This is a genomic window from Brevundimonas sp. UBA4553 (assembly GCF_002387245.1).
GTDB lineage: Bacteria > Pseudomonadota > Alphaproteobacteria > Caulobacterales > Caulobacteraceae > Brevundimonas.
In genome coordinates this window covers 67,040-84,849 of sequence record NZ_DGLD01000004.1, presented here as the reverse complement: position 1 = coordinate 84,849, position 17,810 = coordinate 67,040, and the positions used below count along the sequence as shown (strand labels likewise).

22 protein-coding genes are annotated in these 17,810 nt (G+C 68.3%); 13 read left to right on the top strand and 9 right to left on the bottom strand.

Going from position 1 to position 17,810, the window contains the following annotated elements:
- On the bottom strand, positions 1–1,473 hold a 1,473-nt coding region (locus tag B4A39_RS04570), incomplete at its 3' end, for an Ig-like domain-containing protein (protein ID WP_292033770.1).
- 201 nt (positions 1,474–1,674) lie between these two features.
- Positions 1,675–2,433: a 3-oxoacyl-ACP reductase gene (locus tag B4A39_RS04565; RefSeq protein WP_292033768.1), complete on the bottom strand. Its 759-nt coding sequence runs from the start codon at positions 2,431–2,433 to the stop codon at positions 1,675–1,677.
- Positions 2,434–2,577: 144 nt separating this feature from the next.
- Here B4A39_RS04565 and B4A39_RS04560 point away from each other — a divergent pair, with 144 nt between their 5' ends.
- Genes B4A39_RS04560 through B4A39_RS04550 form a run of 3 tightly spaced genes read left to right on the top strand, consistent with a single transcriptional unit; the run spans position 2,578 to position 4,482 of the window.
- Positions 2,578–2,859: a metalloregulator ArsR/SmtB family transcription factor gene (locus B4A39_RS04560; RefSeq protein ID WP_292033766.1), complete on the top strand. Its 282-nt coding sequence runs from the start codon at positions 2,578–2,580 to the stop codon at positions 2,857–2,859.
- Entirely contained in the window at positions 2,859–3,533 is a 675-nt protein-coding gene (locus B4A39_RS04555) for an SdpI family protein (RefSeq protein ID WP_292033765.1), read from the top strand. Before B4A39_RS04560 ends, B4A39_RS04555 begins: the two co-directional genes overlap by 1 nt.
- 25 nt (positions 3,534–3,558) lie before the next feature.
- Entirely contained in the window at positions 3,559–4,482 is a 924-nt protein-coding gene (locus tag B4A39_RS04550; protein WP_292033763.1) for an alpha/beta hydrolase, read from the top strand.
- A gap of 30 nt (positions 4,483–4,512) precedes the next feature.
- Here the strand turns inward: B4A39_RS04550 and B4A39_RS04545 are convergent, their stop codons facing one another.
- The 3 genes from B4A39_RS04545 to B4A39_RS04535 all read right to left on the bottom strand — a co-directional run bounded on the left by B4A39_RS04545 (position 4,513) and on the right by B4A39_RS04535 (position 7,613).
- Positions 4,513–5,247, bottom strand: coding sequence for a prephenate dehydrogenase/arogenate dehydrogenase family protein (locus B4A39_RS04545; RefSeq protein ID WP_292033761.1), 735 nt, complete (start codon positions 5,245–5,247; stop codon positions 4,513–4,515).
- Positions 5,244–6,581 (bottom strand): dihydroorotase, encoded by a 1,338-nt coding sequence (locus tag B4A39_RS04540; protein ID WP_292033760.1) that lies wholly within the window; start codon positions 6,579–6,581, stop codon positions 5,244–5,246. Before B4A39_RS04540 ends, B4A39_RS04545 begins: the two co-directional genes overlap by 4 nt.
- A gap of 75 nt (positions 6,582–6,656) precedes the next feature.
- A complete protein-coding gene (locus B4A39_RS04535; RefSeq protein WP_292033759.1) occupies positions 6,657–7,613 on the bottom strand; it encodes a glycosyltransferase family 9 protein in 957 nt (318 codons plus the stop codon).
- Positions 7,614–7,749: 136 nt separating this feature from the next.
- Between B4A39_RS04535 and B4A39_RS04530 the strand changes: the two genes are divergently transcribed.
- Both B4A39_RS04530 and B4A39_RS04525 read left to right on the top strand, forming a co-directional pair.
- Complete coding sequence (locus tag B4A39_RS04530; RefSeq protein WP_292033758.1) at positions 7,750–8,415, top strand: hypothetical protein; 666 nt, start codon at positions 7,750–7,752, stop codon at positions 8,413–8,415.
- 64 nt (positions 8,416–8,479) lie between these two features.
- Positions 8,480–9,208, top strand: a complete 729-nt coding sequence (locus tag B4A39_RS04525; protein WP_292033757.1) for a hypothetical protein — start codon at positions 8,480–8,482, stop codon at positions 9,206–9,208.
- A gap of 66 nt (positions 9,209–9,274) precedes the next feature.
- On the opposite strand, the gene pelA is transcribed toward B4A39_RS04525, so the two are convergent.
- Positions 9,275–10,582 (bottom strand): pectate lyase, encoded by a 1,308-nt coding sequence (pelA, locus tag B4A39_RS04520; protein WP_292033756.1) that lies wholly within the window; start codon positions 10,580–10,582, stop codon positions 9,275–9,277.
- Between the two features lie 139 nt (positions 10,583–10,721).
- Between pelA and B4A39_RS04515 the strand changes: the two genes are divergently transcribed.
- The 8 genes from B4A39_RS04515 (at position 10,722) to B4A39_RS04480 (ending at position 15,076) form a co-directional block, all read left to right on the top strand.
- Entirely contained in the window at positions 10,722–11,267 is a 546-nt protein-coding gene (locus B4A39_RS04515) for a hypothetical protein (protein ID WP_292033755.1), read from the top strand.
- A 27-nt stretch (positions 11,268–11,294) separates the two neighbouring features.
- Positions 11,295–12,086: a YgfZ/GcvT domain-containing protein gene (locus B4A39_RS04510; RefSeq protein ID WP_292033754.1), complete on the top strand. Its 792-nt coding sequence runs from the start codon at positions 11,295–11,297 to the stop codon at positions 12,084–12,086.
- Between the two features lie 102 nt (positions 12,087–12,188).
- Positions 12,189–12,641: a hypothetical protein gene (locus tag B4A39_RS04505; protein ID WP_292033753.1), complete on the top strand. Its 453-nt coding sequence runs from the start codon at positions 12,189–12,191 to the stop codon at positions 12,639–12,641.
- Positions 12,638–12,838 (top strand): helix-turn-helix transcriptional regulator, encoded by a 201-nt coding sequence (locus tag B4A39_RS04500; protein WP_292033751.1) that lies wholly within the window; start codon positions 12,638–12,640, stop codon positions 12,836–12,838. Before B4A39_RS04505 ends, B4A39_RS04500 begins: the two co-directional genes overlap by 4 nt.
- A gap of 74 nt (positions 12,839–12,912) precedes the next feature.
- The gene (locus B4A39_RS04495; RefSeq protein ID WP_292033750.1) at positions 12,913–13,077 is read left to right on the top strand and encodes a hypothetical protein; all 165 of its coding nucleotides are present in this window, start codon (positions 12,913–12,915) and stop codon (positions 13,075–13,077) included.
- Between the two features lie 30 nt (positions 13,078–13,107).
- On the top strand, positions 13,108–13,266 hold the full coding sequence (locus B4A39_RS04490; RefSeq protein ID WP_292033749.1) for a hypothetical protein: 159 nt from the start codon (positions 13,108–13,110) through the stop codon (positions 13,264–13,266).
- A 97-nt stretch (positions 13,267–13,363) separates the two neighbouring features.
- A complete protein-coding gene (locus tag B4A39_RS04485) occupies positions 13,364–13,981 on the top strand; it encodes a DNA-3-methyladenine glycosylase I (protein WP_292033748.1) in 618 nt (205 codons plus the stop codon).
- A 441-nt stretch (positions 13,982–14,422) separates the two neighbouring features.
- Positions 14,423–15,076: a ribonuclease HII gene (locus B4A39_RS04480; protein ID WP_292033747.1), complete on the top strand. Its 654-nt coding sequence runs from the start codon at positions 14,423–14,425 to the stop codon at positions 15,074–15,076.
- On the opposite strand, the gene B4A39_RS04475 is transcribed toward B4A39_RS04480, so the two are convergent.
- Genes B4A39_RS04475 through pyk form a run of 3 tightly spaced genes read right to left on the bottom strand, consistent with a single transcriptional unit; the run spans position 15,073 to position 17,764 of the window.
- Positions 15,073–15,222 carry a hypothetical protein gene (locus B4A39_RS04475; protein ID WP_292033746.1) on the bottom strand — a complete coding sequence of 50 codons (150 nt, stop codon included), beginning with the start codon at positions 15,220–15,222 and terminating at the stop codon, positions 15,073–15,075. The two genes, B4A39_RS04480 and B4A39_RS04475, sit on opposite strands and share 4 nt — an antisense overlap.
- A 37-nt stretch (positions 15,223–15,259) precedes the next feature.
- Positions 15,260–16,300, bottom strand: coding sequence for a DNA adenine methylase (locus tag B4A39_RS04470; RefSeq protein ID WP_292033745.1), 1,041 nt, complete (start codon positions 16,298–16,300; stop codon positions 15,260–15,262).
- A 9-nt stretch (positions 16,301–16,309) separates the two neighbouring features.
- Entirely contained in the window at positions 16,310–17,764 is a 1,455-nt protein-coding gene (gene pyk / locus B4A39_RS04465) for a pyruvate kinase (protein ID WP_292033744.1), read from the bottom strand.
- Positions 17,765–17,810: the final 46 nt, after the last annotated feature.

The following is a 17,810-nucleotide window of genomic DNA, read 5'->3' as shown; positions in this document are numbered from 1 at the left end:
ATCCAGCAGGGCGATCGTCGCCCCCGCCTCCGCCGTCCCGGACAGACCGCCGCCGTTCGCCGTCGTGATCACCGGTGAAGGCGTCGACCCGTCGATGACAAAGGCCACGGTCGCCGACGGCGATGAGGCGTGGCCCTTCCCGTCGTCGATGACCGCCGACACCGTATAGGCGCCGTCGGCATAGGTGGCCGGAAGGACCATCTCGACCGACCTCGCCGCCGCCTCTCCGGCCGTGACGACATGCTCGAACGTCGCCGTCACGGCGCCGCCGACCGTCAGCAGGACCCGATCCCCGGCTTGTGTTCCCGGCGTCAGGCCGATGCGGACCTGAACGCCGTCAGCCCGTTCCTGGCCGTTCACGCCGCCGACGGCTTCCGGCACCAGGACCACAGGCGCATCCAGGCCGTCGGAGCCGCCCGGATAGATCAGATCCGGCGCATTGGCCGTGGTTTCCGCAGAAGGGTTCCCGGCTGCATCTTCCTGGCGAACCGACACGCTTTCACCGCCTGTCAGCGGCGGGGTGAGCGGGATGGTGAAACTGCCGTCCTGGCCGACCTGACCCGTGCCGATCACGCCGCCGTCAGGCCCTCGCACGACCACGGTCGCCCCGGGTTCTCCCTCGCCAGTGACGGCCGAACCGTCCTCGGCGACCTGAACATCCGTGGGCGCCGACGGGGCTGTGGTATCCGGCGCGGTGACGTCGCTGGCGGCGGACGCGTTGCCCGCCGCATCGGTCAGCCTGACGGAGACGACTTCGCCGTTCGTCAGCGGCGGCAGCAGGTTGATCGTAAAGGCGCCGTCGTCGCCGACCCTGCCCGAGCCAATACTCTGGCCCGCTTGGTTTCTCAGCGTCACTGTCGCGCCGGGCTCGCCCCGGCCCGTCAGCGCGGCGCCGCCGTTGATGATCGCCAGGTTGGTCGGCGCGCCGGGCGGCGTCGTATCAGGGGGAGGCGCCGCCGGCTCGTTGTCGCCGCCGTCGGAGCCGCCGCCACCGCCGCCGCCCGCCACCGCGGCGAGCGCGCCGACAGCCAGAGCGCCGCCGATCAGCGCCCCGGCGCCCATGCCGCCCGCCATGACCCCTTCTGCGCCGCCGTCGGTCAGGCTGGCGAAGGGCGAAAGCCCGGGCTGGGGCGTGACGCTCATCGCGACCGGCCCGTCGGAGACCAGACCGCCGGTCTCCACCAGAAGCAGTCGGTCGTCATTCGTCTCCAGGAACAGGCGGCGGGGCGTATCCCCTTCAAAGAAGCCCTGAAGCTTCAGCACCTCGCCCTCTGCATCGGTCAGCAGCAGGTCATTGCCCAGCCGCTCGATGCGAACGACTGTATCGGCGTCCAGATTCAGATAGACGTCCCGCGCAGGCTGTACATTCAACGTCCCCGCCGCCTTCACCGTGGGCGCTGATCTCGCCTCCACCTGGCCTGAGGTCAGCTTTGCTTCGGTCAGAAGCGGTTTGACGTTTTCCGTATCCTGCATTTGCCCGTCCCAGTTCATGATCCGGGAGCTTCCCGACGCATGATGACGCCGGGAGCATCCCGCGACTATTTGGGAGGGCCTTGATGCGGCCGTCTTCGGTAGAGGTACTGAGGGCGGCTACGAATGCCGAATTAGGATTTCAGAAACCATTGCGACTTGAGCGACAGGGCTGCTTGCGAGCCCGCGAAACGGGTCGAACGCCTAGTCGCGGACCAGACCGCCGTCGACCACCAGGTTCTGACCCGTCACAGCCCGGCTCCACGGCGAGGCGAAGAACAGCACCGCGTCGGCGAACTCCTGGGGCGTGGTCACCGAGCGCAGCGGCGTCATGCCGGCGATCAGATCGAACACCGCGTCGGGCGTCGCCGCACTGGCGTCCGTGGTGCGCAGCAACCCGCCCGACACCATGTTGACCGTGATCCCGGACGGACCCAGGTCGCCCGCCGCCGTCCGCGTCAGGCTCAGCAGGGCGGCCTTGGCGGCGGTGTAGTCGTGATAGGGCACGACCGGATTCTGGAACAGGTTGGTGCCGATGTTGACCACCCGGCCGAACTTCTGCCCGCTCATGCCGGGCGCCGTGGCCTGGATGACGTTCAACGCCCCGTGGATCACGGTCGAGAACTGGCGCGCCATGTCCTCCCACGGGATGTCGGCCATCTGCGCCCGCGCATCGCCGTTGAAGCTGTAGTCGAGAGCGTTATTGACCACGGTGCTGATCGCGCCGCCGAAATGCGCCTCGGCCTGCGCCACCATGGCTTCGACCGCCGCGCGGTCGGTCACGTCGGCCTGAAGGGCGATGACCCGCTCGCCCAGTTCGGTCGCCAGGCCTTGCGCCTGTTCGCCGCTGGCGCGCCAATTGATCACGACCCGCGCGCCCTGCCCGGCGAACGCTCGGGCCGCAGCCGCCCCGACGCCCCGCGCGCCGCCGGTGATGAGAACGATCTGATCGCGGATTTCCATGCCTGCCTCACGCTGAAGAACGAAGCCGAGCCATAGGCCGCCTGCCCGCCCCCGTCATCCCGGAAAGGACGTCATCGCACCCGGACCCCGTCCGTCAACGAACACGGGTTGCATTTAGCAATATTCCTAATTAGCCTTCTTCCTATGAACAGCCTGTTCAAAGCCCTCTCCCATCCGGTGCGGCGGCGCATCATCGCCATGTTGAGAGCTGGGCCGCTGGCGTCCGGCGACATCGCCGCCGCCTTCGACATGAGTTGGCCCACCGTCACCGGCCACCTCAACGCCCTGAGGGAGGCCGAACTGGTCAGCACCGAGAGGGAGCGCCAGTCGGTTCGCTATCGGCTGGAGATCTCGGCGGTCGAGGAGGCCCTGGCCTTCCTGATGGACCTGAGCGGGACAGGCAAACCCGATGGGAAGGAGCCCTGATGAAGACCCCAACGCTGGCCGACACGACCGCCGCCATCGTCTCCCTCATTGTGCTGACGGGAGCGGCGTGGATCGCCGTCTATGGCCCGGAAACGCCAATTCCCCTTCATTTCGACGCCGCCGGACAGGCCGATCGTTACGGCAGCCGCTACGAGTTGGCGGTGGTTCTGGCCGGCCTGGCCGTGCTCAACCTGCTGGCCGCCTGGATGATCGGACGCCAGGCCGAGTCGGTCGCGGAGCCGATCCGTCGCAAGGGGCTCCGTCGCGGCCAATGGTTGTCGATCATCATCGTCGGCGCGGTGTCCGCCTTCATCGCCTGGACCAGCCTCGGCCCGTCGGCGGCGTCGGGCGGGAGCCATCCGGGCGCCGCCATGGCCTTCCTGGCCTTCATCCTGCTGATCACGGGCGCAACCCTCGGGCGCGTCAGCCCCAACCCCTTTGTCGGCGTGAAGACGCCATGGGCTTACAAGTCGCGGCTGGCGTGGGACCGCTCCAACCGCCTGGCTGGCCGGCTGATGTTCTGGCTGGGCGCGGCCGGTCTGATCGCGAGCCCCTTTATCGCCCCGCCGCTGGGCTTCAGCCTGCTGATCATCGGCGTCCTGATCGCCGCCGCATGGTCGGTGTTCGAAAGCTGGCGCGTCTGGCGCGCCGACCCCGATCGACAGCCCTTCTGAGCCCTCAATCAAGACGGAGACGACCATGTTGACCCTCGCCGCCGCCCTGCTGCTCTCGCCGGTTTCCACGCCGGTCGAACTGGCCGCCAGCCCCGCGCCCCTGCACGGAACCTTGCTGGCGCCCGAAGGCCAACCGCGCGCAGCCGCTGTCATCCTGCCCGGCTCCGGCCCGACCGACCGCGACGGAAACAGCGCCCAGTTCGCCATCCGCGCCGCCTCCTATCGCCTGCTGGCCGAAGGTCTGGCCGCGCGCGGCGTGGCGACGATCCGCATCGACAAGCGTGGAATCGGCGAAAGCGCGGCCGCGGGGCCCGCCGAGGTCGACCTGCGCTTCGACGCCTATGTGGACGACGCGCGGGCCTGGGCGGTCGAGGCGGCGGCGAAGACAGGCCGCCCCTGCGCCTGGCTGATCGGCCACAGCGAGGGCGCGCTGGTCGCCCTGGCCGCCGCCGCCGATGACGATGACGATGGCAAGATCTGCGGCCTGGTCCTGCTGTCCGGCGCCGGACGCCCGGCCGGTGTCGTGCTGCGCGAGCAGATGACGGCCCTGCCCGAGCCGCTCAAGACCCGCGCCAGCGAGGTCGTCAGCGAGTTGGAGGCCGGCCGCACCGTTGCAGACCCTCCGGTCGAACTGGCCGCCCTGTTCCGCCCTTCGGTCCAGCCCTATCTGATCTCCTGGCTGGCCCTGGACCCAACCCGTCTGGCGGCCTCCTATGACGGGCCGGTCTTCATCGGACAGGGGACCACGGACCTGCAGGTGACGCTGACCGACGCCGAGGCGCTCAAGGCCGCCCAGCCCCGCGCACAGCTGGTGGTCTGGGAGGGCGTCAACCACGTCCTGAAGACAGCACCGTCAGAACGCGCCGCCAACGTCGCGACCTACCTCGCCCCGGCCCTGCCGCTGGCGCCCGGCGTGGTCGAGGCCGTGGCGGATTTCATTCTGAAGTAGGTCCTTCGCCCTGACAGCCAGGGCGGAGGTTCAACCGTCCAGCTCCGCCCTCGCCTCTTCCGCCAGATCGAAGAACCGCCGCCGCACCTCGGCCGCATAGGGGTTATCGTGTTCGATGGCGCGAAACACCGCCGCGCTGTCGTGGCGGACCATGTCCACCCCCTGCATGACCCGCTCGAAGCTGGTCGTGGTCATGCGCGTCGGCAACGGCTCCATGGCCAGCAGCACCTTGGCGATCAGGTGGGTCAGGCCCTGCACCGTCGCCGCCTCGCGGTCGTGATCCTCGGGCGTGACGACAAAGACCTTCAGGCCCAGCGCCTTGCGACAGAAGGCGGCCACGCGCCACGCCGCCTTGTCGCCGCGCACAGGACAGACGGCGATGCGCAACCCGGCGATGCCGTCCTTGCCGCTCTGGGGGCCGAACAGGGGGTGGGTGCCGACGATGCTCACACCTTCGGGCAACCCCTCCAGCATGACCCGCGCCGGCTTCACCTTCACCGACCCGACATCGAGGATCAGGGCACCCCGCGCCACGTGCGGCGCGACGGCCGCGACGGTTTCCGCCAGCACGCCGACCGGCACGGCCAGCACCACCACCGGACAGGCGGCGGCCTCCTCCAGCGTCGTCATCCGCGCCAGCCCCTCGCCGTCGCTGACCGCCGGATCATGGGCCAGGATGTCGAACCAGGGCGACAGATGCCGGGCCGTCAACCGCCCGAAGGCGCCGAAGCCGATCAAGCCAAGCTGGGGTTTGGGGCTGCTCACCCCGCCAGCGTCTCCTGGAACCGCACTGGCTGGCCGTGCGCCTGACCGATCAGTTCGCCGTCCTTCATCACCACGCGGCCGCGCACGATGGTGGCCACCGGCCAGCCCATCGTCTCGAAGCCGTCGAAAGGCGTCCAGCCGCAGCGGCTGGCCTGCTGGTCATGGGTAATGGTCTTTTTGGCCTTCAGATCGACGATGGTCAGATCGGCGTCATAGCTGACGGCCATCCGCCCCTTGTTGGCCGTGCCGAACACCCGCTGCGCCCCGCCCGAGGTCAGGTCGATGAAGCGCTCCAGCGACAGGCGACCGTTGGCGACGTGCGTCAGCATCAACGGCACCAGGGTCTGCACCCCCGGCATGCCCGACGGCGAGGCCGGATAGGGCTTGGACTTCTCTTCCTTCGTGTGCGGCGCGTGGTCCGAGCCCAGCACATCGGCCACGCCCTGCTGCATCCCCCATAGCCACAGGGCGTCGACGTGCTCCTGCGACCGGATCGGCGGGTTCATCTGGGCATAGGCGCCCAGACGCTCATAGGCCTCGGGCGCCACCAGGGTCAGGTGCTGCGGCGTGATCTCGACGGTGGCGACATCCTTGTGGAAGCGCAGGAACTCCATCTCGTCCTTCGTCGTGACGTGCAGGACATGGATGCGAGCGCCGGTCTCCTTGGCCAGTCCGACCAGACGGCGGGTGGACATGATGGCGCTTTCGGCGTCGCGGACCTCGGGGTGACTGGTCCAGTCGCCGGTGCGGGCCAGGCTGCGGCGCTCGACCAGTCGATATTCGTCCTCGGAGTGGAAGGTGGCGCGGCGGCGCACGTTCGACAGGACCTTGCGCACCCCCTCATCGTCGGCGATCAGCAGGTCCCCGGTCGAGGCGCCCATGAAGACCTTGACCCCGCAGCAGCCCGGCAGGCGCTCCAGTTCGCCCAGATGGTCCGCATTTTCGTGCGTGCCACCGACGTAGAAGGCGTGGTCCGTCCACATCCGGTTGTTGGCCCGGACCAGCTTGTCGGCCATGGTTTCCGGATCGGTGGTGTTCGGGTTGGTGTTCGGCATCTCGAACACGGCGACGACGCCGCCCAGGGCCGCCGCGCGACTGCCGGTCTCCAGGTCTTCCTTCCATTCCAGACCCGGCTCGCGGAAATGGACCTGGGTGTCGATGACGCCCGGCAAGACGGTCAGGCCGGTGGCGTCGAACACCTCTCCGGCCGAGGCCTGGCTCAGGTCGCCGATGAAGGCGATGCGGCCGTCGATGACGCCGACGTCGGCCTTGCCGCGTCCGGCGTGGTTGGCGACTTCGCCGCCCCGCACGATCAGGTCATAGGTCTGGGTCATCGGCGCATCTCCTGAGGTCGAGCGCTTATGCGCGCCTGAGGCCCCAGGGGGAACCCCTCCCCCATTCCGGAAAGGTCAATCGGCCAGTTGCGCCAGCAGCTTCTTCGACGCCTTCAGCACCCGCTCATAGGGCAGGTCCATCATGTGCTGGATGTGCTGGTTCAGGCGCGGATCCAGGTCGATGAACTCCTGCAGGCTGCGCGGCCCGCGCACCGCCACCCCGGTCCAGGGACGACGCAGCACCTCGTCGGAGGGACCGAACACCCCCGCCGCCGGCACGCCCGCCGCCACCGCCAGCTGCGTCCACAGCGAATCCCCGCCGATGTAGAAGTCGGCCCGCGACAGGGCCGCCACCGTCTGCAATCGCGTCAGACGCCCTTGCAACTCGATCACCCGCTCGCGCTTGACGGCGAAGCGGATCGAGTGGGCCGCGTCACGGTCCGCCTCCTCGCCGACGATCATCAGCCGTCCCCCGGCCAGAGGCCCACCCTCGCCCAGAAGCGACAGGGCCACCTTGGCGTAACGGTCCGCGGGCCAGCGCTTGCCGATCCAGTCCACGCCCGGGCCGATGGCCAGGATCGGGCCTTCGCCCGCCGGGATCAATGCGTCGGCGGCCTCCTGCGTGTCGCGTCCGACGAACAGCTTCGGCGCCGGGATTTCGTCCAGTTGCAGCACCCGCGCCGCCTGCTCGACCAGATGGACGTCCGGCAGGACCTTGCTCTTCACCGCCCGCTTCTGACGACGCAGCTTGCCCGACAAGGTCGAGCCCCGCATGTCGACCACCAGCCCCCAGTTGGTCTCGCGCACCTGGTTCCACAGGGCGATCCAGTCCCAGCGCCCGTCGCGGTCCAGAACAATCAGCCGCTCGAGCCTTGGCGTGTCCGAAAACAGCGGCGCGCTGGCCGGCGATCCGACGATGGTGAAGTTGGCGTGCGGGATGGCTTCGACCAGATGGGCGAGCGCCCCCGACGAGAGGACCGCCTCTTCAGCGTCCGCCTCGGCGATATAGAGGATCGGGAACCGCCCATGCATCGGGCGACCCTAGAGGGATTCTCTACGGAATTCAGCGGCGATGCGAAGTCGCGTCAGTTCAGTGCATGAAGTTCGACCGCCCCGCTGCGGATCGGCTCGCGGTCTGCTAGCCTTACCGACGCTGAGGGGGCCGACCATGAACGTGCTGACCATCCTGCGATCCGTAGAAGAGCTGCTCTACGAAGTCATGTCCTGGCTGCTCTTCTACCCACGCACCTTATGGATGACCCTGACCCGGCCGCTCGGCACCATGCGCTATTCCGATGGGGAGCAGCGCGACAAGCCCGACAAGCAGTATCTGGAGACCCTGAGCCCGCCCCTGTTTCTGGTGCTCAGCCTGCTGCTCGCCCACGGGCTGGAACTGGCCTTGGGCCTGGGGGTGGAGACGTCCCATTCGCGGTTGGGGCAAGACATCATCCGCAACGACCAGACCCTGCTGGCCTTTCGCGCCCTGCTGTTCAGCCTCCACGCTCTGGCCTTCGCCTGGCTTTCCCTCAAGCTGGAAAAGAAGCGGATCGACCGCGAGACGCTACGCCCGCCCTTTTTCGCTCAATGCTACCTGTCGGGCGCGACCACCATGCTCGTCAGCCTCGGCAATGTCGGCATCCGCTATCCCAATGACACCTCCACTCTGCTCGGGCTGGCGGTGATCGCTGTCACCACGGTCTGGTACCTCTTCGTCCAGCGCCGCTGGCTGATGCGACTGGACCGAATGACCGGCTGGCGTGCGAGTCTGTGGGCCGTCGGCACGTTCACCGTTTCGACCGCCGTTGTCCTGGCCACCGGCTGGCTGCTGGCCTGATGGCGGAGACGCCTTGCGCTGTGACGGGTGCGATGCGATCCCTCATCCGGGAAGCGGGGATCTCATGAGCGAACAGGAACAGCCAGCCAAGCCGACGCGGTCACAGACGGTCGGCGAGTTGTCCGAAGACACCCTTGGCTTTGGCTCCGTGGACCTGCGCACGGCGCGGGACCTGCTGGTTCGCCCGCGCCAGGTGCTTGAGAGCTGGATGGTCCTGGGCCCGACCGGCGGCGGGCTCTATACGCGGCCTCTGCGTCTCTATCTGGCCCTCAACGCGATCCTGATGCTGGTGCTCTTCGTCAGCGGCGGCTCGGGTCACATGGTGGCCACGCTGCCGGCCGAAATGCTGAACCCGCTGATCGAGGCCTCGGGCAAGAGCCACGACGCCTTCCTGGCCGACGCTGACGGCTGGATGACGTTGATCATGGTGCCCGTCCTGGCGACGCTCTACGCCTTTGTGACCGCCCCCCTGTTTCGATGGTGGGACGCCGAGGATCTGGGCTGGCGTCGCGGGTTCCGCGCCGGCTTCGCCTATCTCAACGCCTGGACCCTGCCCGTCCTGCCGATCTCCTGGTTCCTCTACGGTCAGGGATGGCTCGCCCTGCTTGCGTCCCTGGTCATGTGGGTGCTGGGCGTCATGACGCTGCTCCGTATGGGCAAGGGGCGCTGGTACAAGACGACGGGCGGCGGTATCGCCAAGGCCTTGGTCGTCATCATCTGCCTCTATGCCGTCGGACTTGTCGGCGGAATGGCCATCACGGCCGTCGGGCTGGCCGCCGGCCGCTGGTTCTAGCCTCATCGCCCGTGGCGAGCGGGACCGCCGCTCCAGACCGGAGCGACGGTCTCGCAAGGCAGGCCGTCAGGAGTGCGTCGCCGACCAGGTCGCATAGAGGTCCAGGGCGCGCTGGGGCGCCGCCAGCCACCATGAATAGCCGTTGCGACGACCGACCGAGATGCCGTTGACGTCGTCGTGGATGCTCTGATCCTTGTCGCCGAAGATCGGGCGACCGGTGACCAGATCATAGTTGCGCGACCACAGGGGGCCGGCGCCAGGCTTGTCGATCAGCTTGCGGCCGTCGTCGGTCATCTCGAACGACTTGTCATAGACGCGCACGGATTCCAGCCAAGCCACGCCGCCGCGGATCGCCGCCTTGACCTCGGGCGAGGGGTTGGGCTCGGCCATCAGGAACTCGAGAATGTCCGTGGTCTCGCCGCTGGCGACCGAACGCGGCTCATAGTTGCGGGCGCTGGTCGGAACCAGACGCATGGGTTCGACCTGCTGGGGCCAGCCCTGAAGCTGGTCGCCCTTGCGGACCTGGGCGGCCAGGGTGACGTCGATGGCCTTTTTCACCGCTTCGGCGGCGCGGGCTTCCAGCTCGGGCGATACGAAGCCAAAGCCTTCCGCGCCGTTGGCCACGTCGCGCAGCACCATGGCGGCCTCGGCCACGGCGTTGTCGTTGAAGGTGATGGAATCGTGGAACCCGCCCTCCAGCGGCCAGATCTGCGGCCAGCCGCCGTTGGGGTATTGGGCGTTCAGCAGATAGTGGACGCCTTTGATGACGCTGGCGCGCCAGGCGTCGCCCTCACGTCCAGGCGCCTGGGCCGCGACCTTGGCCAGATAACGCATCTCGGTCCAGGTCGCGTTGTTGTCGAGCGTGCCGACAAAGGTCCAGAACCGATCCGCCGGAGCGTCGAAATTGGCCGGGTTCTGCTCCATCGTCTCGGCGTCGTTGGAGAAGCGCTGGCCCGGCAGGCGCTTGATGCTGCGATCCTGGTTCTTGCTCCAGCCGCCGGCCGGGGTCTGGAAGCTGACCACCGCGTCGGCGACAGCACGGGCCTCGGCCGAGCCATACCATTCGGCCGGGCGATCCAGCGGCATGTGCGAGCTGTTGCCGCGAATGGCCAGCGGCGGCGGGGGCGGGGTCCCGCCCGCCGGCAGTTCGGCGGCCAGGGCGGCGCGGTCGGCCAGATGCTGGGCCTGCGAGCGCGCCAGATAGTCGGCCCAGGCGCCACGCTCCGCGTCCGGCAGGGCGCCGATGCGGTCGATGGTCAGGCCGACGGCGGGCGTGTTGGCGCGAATGACCTCGGCCTGCGCGGCGCCGGCATGAAGGCTGGGCCCCGCCATGGCGGCGAGGGCTACGAACGAAATGGCGAAGACGTGTCTCACTGGATGCGTTTCCCGACTGCGTTTCGGCTTGAGCGCCGTTCTCATTATGTCAAAAGTTATTCTACATAATGATACGAACGCAAGACCCCCTCGTCGGCGAGGTCTGCGCTTTTGCCTCCTGATGCGCTAAGGCGGCGCCATGAGCCTGTCCCTCCTTCCCGACCGGTCCTGCGGCGGCTGCGTCGAATGCTGTCGCGTGATCCCGCTGAACCTGCCCGAACTGGCCAAGCCGACGGGCGCGCTGTGCGGCTACTGCGTCGACGGGGCCGGCTGCTCGGTCCACGAAATCCGGCCCCAGACCTGTCGCGTCTGGTTCTGCCTGTGGCGGGCGGTCGAGCTGTCCGACGACTGGCGGCCAGACTGTAGCGGCGTCATCATCCGCCCCGACGGCGTCGATCGCGGCGAGATCACCCTCTATGTCGTGCGCCGCTCCGACTTCCTCGCCGGCATGGACTTCTTCGCCACCGTCGCCGGCTGGATCGCCGAGGGGGTCGAGGTCGCCCTCAGCGTCCCCGGCCCGGTCGGGACCTACCCCGCCCGCGCCGTCGTCACCGACTGGCTGCGTCCCGCAATCGAAGACGGCGATCCCGAGGACTTCATCGCCCGCGTCCTCGCCTCTCTGGACAAGCTCGACGAGCATGACTTCCAGCCCGACGGCGTGACGGCGCGGTATGCGGTGGTGTAGCCGCCTCCCCCTCCCTATCTTGGCGGTATGTCCATCGCCCGCCTCGACAGCCGCGCCCTGATCCGCGTCACCGGCCCTGACGCCCGTCCCTTCCTGCACAACCTGCTGACCCAGGACGTGGAGACGCTGGAGCCCGGCGCCCTGCGCTTCGGCGCCCTGCTGTCGCCGCCCGGCCGCCTGCTGTTCGACCTCTTCCTCTGGGGTGAGGAAAACGGCGTGGTGCTGGACGTGGCGGCCGAGCGTCGCGACGCCCTGGTCCAGCGGCTTTCGATGTACAGGCTCCGCTCCAACGTCGAGGTCATGCCCATCCCCGACGCGGTCTTCGTGGCGTGGAATGAAGCGCCAGAGGGCTTCGTCCCCGATCCCCGCCTGCCTGCCCTCGGCGGCCGCCGCTGGGGCGATCAGTGCGAAACCGACGCGACCGAGGCCGACTGGCAGGCGCACCGCCTGGCCCTCGGCGTGCCCGATCCCACGGCGGACACGCTGCTGGACAAGACCTATCCGATCGAGGCCGACTTCGACCTGCTGAACGGCATCGACTTCCACAAGGGCTGCTTCATCGGTCAGGAAACGACCTCGCGGATGAAGCGGCGCGGCACGATCAAGAACCGCATGATGGCCATCGCCTTCGACGGCCCAGCGCCCGAGCGCGGCGCGGAGGTGCTGAACGGCGAACTTCGCGCCGGCGAGGTCATGACCGGCGCCGACGGCCGCGCCATCGCCCTGATGCGTCTGGACCGTCTGGAGGGCGATCTGAGCGTCGATGGTCGTCCTGCGCGCGTCGAAAAGCCCGACTGGATTCCTGATTTTCAAGGCTAATTTCGACAAAACGGAAAATCTGCTTGTCATGATGTAAAAGTCGCTTGACGCAACGCGCGACGCTGGTAAAGTTTACTTGTCACAACGACAGGGGAGCTTGTCATGAACGCCGCCACGAAGACCGCCGCCGCTAACAAGAAGAAGATGGACGACCTGACCGTGGGCCTGTGCGCTCTGGTGGTCGTCTCGTCCGGCCTGACCGTCGCCACGCCCTTCTGGCCCGCCCAACTGGGCAGCGCACCGCAACTGGGCGTGGTCCTGCTGGCCGCCGCCGTCGCCGTCTTCTCCGCCATCCACAGCCTCTACTGGTGGCGCGCCCTCGATGAAGCCGCCCAGGAAGCCCACAAGTGGGCCTGGTGGTGGGGCGGCAATACGGGTCTGGTCGTCGGCGGCGCCGGCGTCGTGGCCGCCACGCTGATGGACGTGAACCTGCTGCCGGCCTTCGTGCAGCGCTCGGACGCGGCCCTGGTCGCCGGCGGCGTCCTCGGCGTCTTCGCCGCCCAGGCCGTCGGCTACGGTATCGCCTGGTGCGGCTGGTGGATGGCCCGCCGATGACCAGCGAGTTCGTGAACCGCCTCAAGGTCTTCCGCGCCGAGCGCAACTGGACCCAGGCCGACCTCGCCGAACAGCTCGGCGTCTCCCGTCAAACCGTCCAGGCGCTGGAAAAGGGCCGCTACGACCCCTCCCTGCCTCTGGCCTTCCGCATCTCCCGCCTCTTCGGCCGACCGATCGAAGCCATATTCGTTCAGTGATCCGACCCTAGCTTCTGGCGAGGCCTGACGCCCGCCAAACTCGAAAAACACACCGACATTCAGAGGATTAACCAATGACCTGCGCCAACCGCATGGGCCAAGCGGCCAAACACGTCTCCGACTTCGCCCTGGGCGTCTGCGGCGCCCTGCTGATCAGCCTCGCCGTCATGGCCCTCCCCGGCCCCAGCCAGGCCGCCGCCTGGCTAGACGCCCCCGCCGCCTCCGTCGCCGCCCGCTGAACCCTTCATCTCGTTTTCAGGACCAGACCCATGTTCAATTTCTATTCCTCGATCGCCAACCGCTTCTCGGGCTTCGCCCTCGGCCTCTGCGGCGCCCTGCTGATCACCACGGCCGTCCAGACCATCCCCACCTTCGGCCAGGCCCAGCCCGCCGCCGTCATCGCCGGCGCCGTCGCCAAGGCCGCCTGACCGGATCTTCCGGCTCTCCCTTCGGCCATGAGGAGGCCCGGTGGCGACGCCGGGCCTTTTCGCTTGCCTCACCAGAACATTCCAGCAACATCGCTCCATGACCGACTCCGAGAAAGCCGAAGGCCGCTGCGGCTGGTGCGGGACGACCGACCCGCTCTACATCGCCTATCACGACGAGGAATGGGGCGTGCCCGAGTACGATCCACGCGCCCTGTGGGAGAAGCTGGTGCTGGACGGCTTCCAGGCCGGGCTGGCCTGGATCACCATCCTGAGAAAGCGCGAGGGGATGCGCGACGCCTTCCACGGCTTCGACCCCGAGATCATCGCCCGCTACGACGACGCCGACCGCGCCCGCCTGCTGGCCGATCCTCGCATCATCCGCTCACGCGCCAAGATCGAGGCCGCCATCAACGGCGCCCGCATCTGGCTGGAGATGAGAGACAACGGCGAGGACTTCTCGGCCTGGCTCTGGTCCTTCGTCGACGGCCAGCCGCTGGTGAATCAGTGGGACCATTTCCGCGAAGCCCCGACCCAGACGCCGCGAAGCGTCGCCATGGCCAAGGCCCTGAAGGCGCGCGGCTTCAAATTCTGCGGCCCGGTCATCACCTACGCCTTCATGCAGGCGGTCGGCATGGTCAACGACCACCAGACGACGTGTTTCCGGCACGGAGAGGTGGGCGAGGCGGGCGGGTCGGGCACGATCGCCAAGGTCTGATTGCGAACGTTGAGCATGAGTCAGCGTTCGCCCAATGGCGGACATTGGTGCCTTCAGCTACGTTCAGTGTGGTTTTAGAGCGAAGGGCCGTAAGCTTATGGAAGAGTTCAACGCGTCGCCCGCGCCATCTTCTGGTGACGACCAACGGACTGTTCCTTCCTGGGCGTATAAAGAAGACCAACGCGCTCGGCACGAGGATCATGCTGACCGAGCTGAAGGATACCACTACGTTTGGGTGCTGATCTTCGCGGCACTTCCCCCGCTGGCCGCACTCGCATGGCGGTTAGCGACGTAGCGCCCGCCCCCTAGCTGACTTTGGAGGGGCGTCCGCTCTCGGCACTGAAGCCTAGCTCCGCTTGTCACCCTTTGCCGCTATTCAGCGCGTCTGCCTCCCGGAGCGACCACCTTCCGCCCCGCGCCCGTTCGTGGCACTGACGCGCCATGAGCCCGCGCAAACCCGCCGCCCCCAAAATCGACCGCCCCTTCCCCAACCTAATGCTGGAGCTGGAGGCGCGCGCGACCTGGAAGGGCCACGTCTGCGGCGTGGACGAGGCCGGGCGTGGTCCCTGGGCCGGGCCGGTATCGGCGGCGGCGGTGATCCTGAACCCTGACGACCTGCCGTCCGGCATCGACGACTCCAAGGCCCTGACGGAAAAGCGCCGCGCCGCGCTGGAGCCTGAGATCAAGGCCCGCGCCCTGGCCTGGAGCGTCGGCTTCGCCTCGGTCGAGGAGATCGACGAACTGAACATCCTGCACGCCACCGGCCTGGCCATGCGCCGCGCGGTCGAGGCGCTGGCCCATCCGCCGGTTCACGCCCTGGTGGACGGCAACTACCGCTTCAAGCTGCCCTGCGCCGTCACGCCCGTGGTCAAGGGCGACAGTCGCTCCCTGTCCATCGCGGCGGCGTCGATCCTGGCCAAGACGGCGCGCGATCGGCTGATGATCGAAATGGATGCGACCTATCCGGGCTACGGCTTCGCCAGCCACAAGGGTTACAACGCCCCCATCCACCAGTCGGCGCTGACGACGCTGGGCCCCTGCCCGGCGCACCGCCGCAGTTGGGCGCCGATCCGGGCCCTGCTCGCAGACGCCTAGCCGCTGGTCGCGCCCGCCACCAACAGGCCCAGGATCACCACGACCGCCGCCACCAGCGTGAACAGCAGCCAGTTGGGCAATCCCCCCGACGAGCGTCGGCGTTGGTCGGAGGGCGGGGCGGAAGAACGATCGGTGGAGGCGCTCATGCCACCGGTAACCTGACCGACGCGGGATGGTTCCGCCTCAGGCGGCGACCGGCAGGCTCAGTGGCTTTTGCGTCACGACGAACAGATGCTCGACATTGCGCAGCCGCCCGACGGCCCCGACCTTCTCGCCCTTGGGGTTATGGATGCCGATGCGGGCGCCGACGTAACGGGGCCTGGCGATCTCCACCACCTGCACGTGACCGCGGGCGGACAGCATGGCCGTCAGGTCGTCGCGCGACAGATACCCCTCGTCGTTGAAGCTGACGATCAGGTTGGGCGCCTTCACCCGCTCGACCACGGATTGCAGGGCCGGACCGATCCCCGGGCGGCTGTTGAACGGGCTCTTGCGGGTCCGCACGTCCACCCGCTTGTTGGCCACGCCATAGGTCTCGGGCTTGTCCCACAACACCAGGCTTTCCCAGCAATGATAGTTGGCCAGATAGGAGTGCTGGTTATAGGGCGGGTCCAGATAGACCAGGTCGGCCTCGACCTGATCGGCGATCTCCACCGCGTCGCCCTGGGTGGCCCTGCACGACCCCGCCGCCACGCCCGGCAGCAGGTCCGGCAGACGCAGTTCCAGCGGCTTCAACGCGCGCGGCGCCCAGCGCTTCATATAGGCCATCTGCAGACCGGCCGTGGAATCCACCCGGTCCGCCGCCTCCATCAGGGCCACCAGAACCACGGCCTTCAGCTCGGGCTCCAGCCCCATGGCCTCGATGCGCGTGCGCATGGCGTCGATGCGGGCGCCGTTGTCGGGATGAAAGAAACGGGCGTCCTCGCAGAAGGCCTTGGTGAACCAGCCAGCCTCGGGCGTCACCGACCTCAGCTCGGTCAGGACGACCTGGGCCTGCGTCTCCCAGCGTTCGCGGTCGGCCTGGACATAGGCCGTGGCCAGGGTGTGGGCGTAGGCGTTGTGATCATTGGACCAGACGCGGAACCCCTGCCCCTTCAGGGCATGGCCGACACGGGCCGAGCCGGAGAACAGGTCGCACACCGTCCCGCCGTCCGGCAGGGCGGCGCGCACCGCGCCCGTGACATGGCCCAGAAGCGCACGCTTTGAGCCTATGTATTTTATCATCCGGTCCCGTCAGGTCTTGCGGGCGCGCTTCGCCCCGCCGGAAGCATGGGCCGGAGCATGGGCCAGACGCAACAGATTCGCAGCGCCCGGCGCGCCGAAAGGCGTTCCGGCCAGGATCAGAATGCGTTGACCGGCTTCGGCCAGGCCGTAGGTCATGGCGCTTTCGACCGCATCGTCCGTCAGCCCCTCCAGCGACGAGGGCTGATCGCCGAGGCGCGGCTCCAGTCCCCAGACCAGGGCCAGGCGGCGCGCCGTCTCGGGCTTGGGCGTCAGGGCCAGAACCGGTTGCAGGGGCCGCTCGCGCGACATCCGCCGCGCCGTGCCGCCGAGCGTGGTGAACACCACCATGCAGGCGGTCGAGGCCGCCTCCGCCGCCTTCCTCGCCGCCGCCACCAGGGCGTCGACGTCGTGGATGTCCATGCCCGCGTGTTCAGCGTCCATCAGGCCGGGCCACAGAGGGTCCTGCTCCACCCGCTCCATGATCCGGTTCATGATCTGCACCGACTCCAGCGGATAGTCTCCCGAGGCTGTCTCGGCCGACAGCATCAGGGCGTCGGCGCCCTCATAGACGGCGTTGGCCACATCCGACGCCTCGGCCCGCGTCGGCGCGGGCGAACTGGTCATGGATTCCAGCATCTGGGTCGCCACGATGGCCGGCACGCCGCGCTGACGGGCTGCGCGCAGGATCTTCTTCTGGGCCACCGGCACTTCTTCCGGATCCATCTCGACGCCCAGGTCGCCGCGCGCGACCATGACGCCGTCGCAGTAGTCGAGGATGCTCTCCAGATCGTTCAGGGCCTGCGGCTTCTCGATCTTGGCCAGACAGGCCGCCTTGCCGTTCACGATCCGCTTCAGCTCGGCCATGTCCTCGGCCTTCTGCACGAAGCTGAGCGCCACCCAGTCGACGCCGAGACGAAGCGCGAACGCCAGGTCCTCGCGGTCCTTGGGCGTCAGGGCTGACACCGGGATGACGGCTTCCGGCACCGCCACGCCCTTGCGGTCCGACAGCTTCGAACCGCTCTCGACCGTCACGTCGGCCCATTCGTCGCTGCGCTCGCCCACCCGCAGGCGGATGCGCCCGTCGTCGATCAGCAGCAGCATGCCGGTGCGCAGGGCCTTGAAGATTTCCGGGTGCGGCATCTGCACCCGCGTCTCGTCGCCCGGCGCCGGGTTCAGGTCGAACCGCATCTTGTGGCCCGGCTTGATGGAGATCTCGACGTCGGCGAACCGGCCCAGCCGCAGCTTGGGCCCCTGCAGGTCAGCCAGCACGCCCAGCGGACGCTTCAGCGCCATCTCAGCGCCGCGCACGGCCTTCAACGCCGCCGCGTGATCCTCATGCGAGCCGTGGCTGAAGTTCAGGCGGAAGACGTCCACCCCGGCCTGGGCCAGCGCCTTGACGGTCGCGGGCGCGCGGCTTGCGGGCCCCAGGGTCGCGACGATGCGCGCGCGGCGGGCTCTGTTCATAGTGTTTCCTCGTGGCTCTACAGGCCGAGCCTCCCCTCAGAGGCTT

Coding starts and splice junctions, on each gene's coding strand:
- B4A39_RS04530 (WP_292033758.1), top strand. CDS start 7,750: ATGAACGTGCTGACCATCCTGCGATCCGTAGAAGAGCTGCTCTACGAA.
- pyk (WP_292033744.1), bottom strand. CDS start 17,764: ATGAACAGAGCCCGCCGCGCGCGCATCGTCGCGACCCTGGGGCCCGCA.
- B4A39_RS04485 (WP_292033748.1), top strand. CDS start 13,364: ATGACCGACTCCGAGAAAGCCGAAGGCCGCTGCGGCTGGTGCGGGACG.
- B4A39_RS04470 (WP_292033745.1), bottom strand. CDS start 16,300: ATGATAAAATACATAGGCTCAAAGCGTGCGCTTCTGGGCCATGTCACG.
- B4A39_RS04540 (WP_292033760.1), bottom strand. CDS start 6,581: ATGACCCAGACCTATGACCTGATCGTGCGGGGCGGCGAAGTCGCCAAC.
- B4A39_RS04550 (WP_292033763.1), top strand. CDS start 3,559: ATGTTGACCCTCGCCGCCGCCCTGCTGCTCTCGCCGGTTTCCACGCCG.
- B4A39_RS04565 (WP_292033768.1), bottom strand. CDS start 2,433: ATGGAAATCCGCGATCAGATCGTTCTCATCACCGGCGGCGCGCGGGGC.
- B4A39_RS04475 (WP_292033746.1), bottom strand. CDS start 15,222: ATGAGCGCCTCCACCGATCGTTCTTCCGCCCCGCCCTCCGACCAACGC.
- B4A39_RS04555 (WP_292033765.1), top strand. CDS start 2,859: ATGAAGACCCCAACGCTGGCCGACACGACCGCCGCCATCGTCTCCCTC.
- B4A39_RS04515 (WP_292033755.1), top strand. CDS start 10,722: ATGAGCCTGTCCCTCCTTCCCGACCGGTCCTGCGGCGGCTGCGTCGAA.
- B4A39_RS04510 (WP_292033754.1), top strand. CDS start 11,295: ATGTCCATCGCCCGCCTCGACAGCCGCGCCCTGATCCGCGTCACCGGC.
- B4A39_RS04490 (WP_292033749.1), top strand. CDS start 13,108: ATGTTCAATTTCTATTCCTCGATCGCCAACCGCTTCTCGGGCTTCGCC.
- B4A39_RS04505 (WP_292033753.1), top strand. CDS start 12,189: ATGAACGCCGCCACGAAGACCGCCGCCGCTAACAAGAAGAAGATGGAC.
- B4A39_RS04560 (WP_292033766.1), top strand. CDS start 2,578: ATGAACAGCCTGTTCAAAGCCCTCTCCCATCCGGTGCGGCGGCGCATC.
- B4A39_RS04480 (WP_292033747.1), top strand. CDS start 14,423: ATGAGCCCGCGCAAACCCGCCGCCCCCAAAATCGACCGCCCCTTCCCC.
- B4A39_RS04495 (WP_292033750.1), top strand. CDS start 12,913: ATGACCTGCGCCAACCGCATGGGCCAAGCGGCCAAACACGTCTCCGAC.
- B4A39_RS04525 (WP_292033757.1), top strand. CDS start 8,480: ATGAGCGAACAGGAACAGCCAGCCAAGCCGACGCGGTCACAGACGGTC.
- B4A39_RS04500 (WP_292033751.1), top strand. CDS start 12,638: ATGACCAGCGAGTTCGTGAACCGCCTCAAGGTCTTCCGCGCCGAGCGC.
- B4A39_RS04535 (WP_292033759.1), bottom strand. CDS start 7,613: ATGCATGGGCGGTTCCCGATCCTCTATATCGCCGAGGCGGACGCTGAA.